This window comes from Serratia sp. (in: enterobacteria) (assembly GCF_046715635.1).
Classification (GTDB): Bacteria; Pseudomonadota; Gammaproteobacteria; order Enterobacterales; family Enterobacteriaceae; genus Chania.
The window spans coordinates 1-4,215 of record NZ_JBKJYW010000175.1; the positions used below are offsets into that span (position 1 = coordinate 1).

The 4,215-nt window shown below is 56.6% G+C and carries 2 protein-coding genes and 1 pseudogene; 2 read left to right on the forward strand and 1 reads right to left on the reverse strand.

Annotated elements, in window-relative coordinates; translation table 11 throughout:
• Positions 1-28 precede the first annotated feature (28 nt).
• A complete protein-coding gene (locus ACLQ7H_RS08660) occupies positions 29-796 on the reverse strand; it encodes a DedA family protein (protein WP_411752313.1) in 768 nt (255 codons plus the stop codon).
• Positions 797-966: 170 nt separating this feature from the next.
• Between ACLQ7H_RS08660 and ACLQ7H_RS08665 the strand changes: the two genes are divergently transcribed.
• Positions 967-3,333 (forward strand): DNA polymerase II, encoded by a 2,367-nt coding sequence (locus ACLQ7H_RS08665; RefSeq protein WP_411752314.1) that lies wholly within the window; start codon positions 967-969, stop codon positions 3,331-3,333.
• 360 nt (positions 3,334-3,693) lie between these two features.
• Positions 3,694-4,215 (forward strand): annotated as a pseudogene (locus ACLQ7H_RS08670) (RNA polymerase-associated protein RapA); the annotation flags it as partial.

Genomic DNA, 4,215 nt, shown 5'->3' on the forward strand with positions numbered 1-4,215 from the left:
TCGGTTTTTTTATGCCCAAATTTTAGCGTCAGCCCGCCAGCACTTTCCACAGCAGGTGTCGATATACCGGCATCAACGCCTGCTGATGCATATAATAGAAACACACCAGCGCCCCTACCCAGCTAGCAATACAGGCCAACCGCAGCCGCATCGGCGTTAGCCAGCGCGTCAGCTTATCGGCACTGCGCTTTCCTTCGCGCCACCAGCGCCAACTCAGCCAGGCCGCCAGCCAGACCAGTACCACCACGCCAAACAACAGCCATTTGAACAACGCGCTGTTAGCGCTGGCAGGAATATCGATCGCGACGCCCGCCAGAATGCCGGGGAAGAAATAGACCGGTGGCCAAGTCAGGCAACCGATGATATTCGGCAGGGCAAATTTGTAGGGAGGCAGATCGAGCATGCCGGCCACCATCGGCACCAGCGGGCGCGTCGGGCCAACAAAGCGGCCGATCAAAATGGTAACGATACTGTGCTGATGCAGCGCATGCTCGGTTTTATCCAGCATCGCCTTGTTCTTTTTCAGGAACGACCAGCGGTGCAGCGGCCCCTTGAAGGCCCGGCCGATAAAGTAGGAGATCCAATCCCCCAGCAGACAACCGACAATGCCCGCCCCCCAGGCCATATAAAAGTCCACCTGTCCGCTGCCGATCAGTGCACCAATGCTGGCCATCATCACCGTGCCCGGCAATAGCAAACCGACCAACGCCAGCGACTCCAGGAACGCCACCAACATGACCACCACCAGGGTGAAAGCCAATGACTGGGTGATCAACTGCTGTAAATAAGCTTCCATTAAACCTCTGTTGGTAAGCTAAACGTATGGGCGAAGGATTGTCCGGCGCGGGCCAGGGGGAGTCAATCGTTGAATTGTATGTACATTTGGCCAACCTAGCCAATTATGGACAATGACTGTATAAAAACCCATACTATAAACACCTATAGATCATCGATGCTCAGGAACTAGTGACATCTCTACAGCAGGGTTTCTTACTCACTCGCCATTGGCGTGATACGCCCGCCGGTACCGAAGTTGAGTTCTGGCTGGCAACCGATAGCGGGCCGCAACGGCTACGGCTGGCCCCACAGACCTCCGTAGCATTTATTCCCGCCGAACAGCGTCAGCGGGCCGAGTTGCTGCTGCGTGAAGAGCGTCATGTCGAGCTGAAACCCCTGCCGCTGCAGGATTTCCACTCCCGTCCGGTGATGGGCCTTTATTGCCGCCAGCACCGTCAGTTGATCAAGCTGGAAAAGCTGCTCAAAGAGGGTGGCGTCAACGTGTTTGAGGCCGATATCCGCCCGCCGGAACGCTATCTGATGGAGCGCTTTATCACCGCCCCGGTGTGGTTCAACGGCCAACCCGACGGTCACGGCCTGTGGCTCAACGCCCAGATGAAGCCTGCCCCAGACTACCGCCCCAGTTTAAAGTTGGTATCACTGGATATCGAAACCACCGCCCATGGCGAGCTTTACTCAATCGCGCTGGAAGGCTGTGGCCAGCGCCAAGTGTATATGCTCGGCCCGGCCAACGGCGGCACTGAGGCGCTGGATTTTGAGCTGGAATACTGCAACAGCCGCCCACAGCTGCTGGAACGCCTGAACCAATGGCTGGAGCAGCACGATCCCGACGCCATTATCGGCTGGAACCTGGTGCAGTTCGATCTGCGGGTACTGCAAAAACACGCCGAACGTTATCAGATCCCCCTGCGTTTTGGCCGTGGTGGCAACCTGCTGGAATGGCGCGAGCACGGCTTTAAGCAAAACCACTTCTTCGCCTCGGCCTCCGGCCGATTGATTATCGACGGTATCGAAGCGCTGAAATCGGCCACCTGGAACTTCCCGTCCTTCAGCCTGGAATATGTGGCGCAAACGCTGCTTGGGGAAGGGAAATCGATCGACAACCCTTACCAGCGAATGGCGGAAATAGACCGACGTTTTGCCGAAGATAAACCCGCACTGGCCCGCTATAACCTGAAAGACTGCGAGTTGGTAACGCGCATTTTCGCCAAAACCGAACTGTTGACCTTCCTCCTCGAGCGCGCCACCGTGACCGGGCTGGCTGCCGATCGCAGCGGTGGTTCGGTGGCGGCCTTCAACCATCTTTATATCCCGCGCATGCATCGTCAGGGCTATGTGGCCCCTAACCTTGGGGAGTTGCCGGAAGAGCACAGCCCCGGCGGCTTTGTGATGGATTCGCAGCCCGGCCTGTATGATTCGGTACTGGTACTGGATTACAAGAGTCTGTATCCGTCGATCATCCGCACCTTCCTGATCGATCCCGTCGGGCTGGTAGAAGGCATGCAGCACCCGGATGACGAAAACTCGGTGCCGGGTTTTCGTCAAGCCCGGTTCTCACGTAACAAACACTGTCTGCCAGAAATTGTGCGCCAGATCTGGCAAGGGCGCGAAGCGGCCAAACGCCACAACAACAAGCCGCTGTCACAGGCGCTGAAGATCATCATGAATGCGTTCTACGGCGTACTGGGATCGAGCGGCTGCCGCTTCTTCGATCCCCGGCTGGCCTCGTCGATCACTCTGCGCGGCCACGAGATCATGCGCCAGACGCGGGAGTTGATCGAAGCTAAAGGCTACCAGGTAATCTATGGCGATACGGACTCGACCTTTGTCTGGCTGAATAAGGCCCACAGCGAGCAGCAGGCCGTCGAGATTGGCCGCGAACTGCTCGATCACGTCAATCAATGGTGGCAGCAGCATCTGCAACAACAATATGGGCTGGAAAATGCGCTGGAGCTGGAGTTTGAAACCCACTATTCCCGCTTTTTAATGCCCACCATCCGCGGTGCCGAACAGGGCAGCAAAAAGCGCTACGCCGGACTGATCAACAAACCGGACGGCAGTGAAGAGATGGTGTATAAAGGGTTGGAAACGGTGCGTACCGACTGGACCCCGCTGGCGCAACAGTTTCAACAGCAGCTCTATCAACGCATCTTCAAGCGCCAGCCCTATCAGGACTTTGTACGTGATTACGTGGCCAAAACGCTGAACGGTGAATTTGACGAGCGGCTGGTCTACCGCAAACGCCTGCGCCGCAAGCTGGACGACTATCAACGCAATGTCCCGCCCCACGCCCGTGCAGCCCGCCTGGCCGATGACTATAATCGTCAACAGGGGCGGCCGCTGCAGTATCAGAACGGTGGCTGGATCAGCTATGTGATGACATTGGCCGGGCCTGAGCCGCTGGAAATCCGGCAGTCGGCGATCGATTACGATCATTATCTCGAACGCCAGCTGCAACCGGTGGCAGACGCTATACTTCCCTTCCTGTACGACGATTTTTCGGCGTTGGTAACCAGGCAGATAGGCCTGTTCTGAGCGGTCAAAGTAGAGGGTAATACCCCCCCACGAGAAACCCCTCTCTTTTTACTGATGTTAGTCGGGGTTTGGGAAGAAAAAATCATCGGGTTTTACAGGTGACGAATGCGCCGCCTTCCATTACCATAGCGCCCTTCCCAAATTCTGAACCACTATTCACAACATCGTTGCCGCTATGCTGTCACCAGACGTTAGCATGGCATAACAAGCTATTACCCGCTAAATGAAAATAAAGCTCGCCGACCGGTAACAACGCGCTGGCAGGCAAGATGCCGGGAATAGCAAGCAGTTGAAACAGGTTACCCTGGGCTTCTCTGCCGGGTAGCAAGACTTACTTAATAAGAATCGAGCCGACAAACTATGCCTTTTACACTTGGTCAACGCTGGATCAGCGATACGGAAAGCGAATTGGGACTGGGAACCGTGGTAGCACTGGACGTGCGCATGGTCACCCTGCTTTTCCCCGCCACCGGTGAAAACCGCCTCTATGCCAGAAACGACTCACCAATCACCCGCGTGATGTTTAACCCTGGCGACACCATCAGCAACCACGAAGGCTGGCAGTTGCAGGTGGAGGAAGTCAAAGAGGATAACGGGCTGTTGACCTATATCGGCACGCGTCTGGATACCCAGGAAAGCGGCGTCGCTATGCGTGAAGTGCTGCTGGACAGCAAGCTGACCTTCAGTAAACCGCAAGACCGCCTGTTTGCCGGGCAGATTGACCGCATGGATCGCTTTGCGCTGCGTTTCCGCGCCCGCAAATACCAGAGCGAACAGTATCGCCTGCCGTTCGCTGGCCTGCGTGGTATGCGCGCCAGCCTGATCCCGCACCAATTGCATATCGCCTACGAAGTCGGCCAGCGCCATGCGCCGCGCGTTCTG